This is a genomic window from Bacillus solitudinis, from assembly GCF_002797395.1.
Taxonomy (GTDB): Bacteria; Bacillota; Bacilli; order Bacillales; family Bacillaceae_D; genus Halalkalibacter_A; species Halalkalibacter_A solitudinis.
This window is the reverse complement of sequence record NZ_NJAX01000039.1, coordinates 1-679: the sequence shown is the minus strand read 5'-3', so window position 1 is coordinate 679 and position 679 is coordinate 1. Positions and strand designations below refer to the sequence as shown.

Annotated in this window: 2 tRNA genes and 1 rRNA gene; all 3 read right to left on the bottom strand. The window is 44.0% G+C overall.

The annotated features are described in order from the left end of the window. Positions 1-154 precede the first annotated feature (154 nt). Positions 155-230 (bottom strand) — tRNA-Ala (locus CEF19_RS22995). Between the two features lie 54 nt (positions 231-284). Then, positions 285-361: transfer RNA gene (locus tag CEF19_RS22990), tRNA-Ile, on the bottom strand. A gap of 268 nt (positions 362-629) precedes the next feature. Beyond that, positions 630-679, bottom strand: a 16S ribosomal RNA gene (locus CEF19_RS23630); the annotation flags it as partial.

Here is a 679-nt window from a genome sequence, read left to right as displayed (position 1 = left end):
TCTTCGGCTCCTAGTGCCAAGGCATTCACCGTGCGCCCTTTCTAACTTAACCAAATTAAAAAAGGTTTTTGTTTAATCGTCTCCGATTAAACATGAATTCTTGACGTTCATGTTTACATTTCATTATCTAGTTTTCAAAGAACTATCTTGAAATTGGTGGAGCCTAGCGGGATCGAACCGCTGACCTCCTGCGTGCAAGGCAGGCGCTCTCCCAGCTGAGCTAAGGCCCCAATTCATTATTAATAGACAAGCGCCAAGGAAATCTCAAGGCTTATCAAAGTATTTGGTGGGCCTGAGTGGACTCGAACCACCGACCTCACGCTTATCAGGCGTGCGCTCTAACCAGCTGAGCTACAGGCCCCCATTACTATAATGAGAGTTTTAATATAGAGAGTTTTGAGTTCTCTCAAAACTGAACAAGGCTACTGACTTTGATACCATCATGCAACACTTTTCAGTTATGCTTCATGCTGCCTTGCGACGAGGAATTTTGCTTCGTAGCAGAACTCACAGACGCAGGAGCAATAGCTTTTATTAAATAAGAGAGTTTTGAGTTCTCTCAAAACTGAACAACAAGCGCAAGCGTATATGACCTACGTCATATATCGACTAGAGTAAAAACTCCATAGAAAGGAGGTGATCCAGCCGCACCTTCCGATACGGCTACCTTGTTACGACT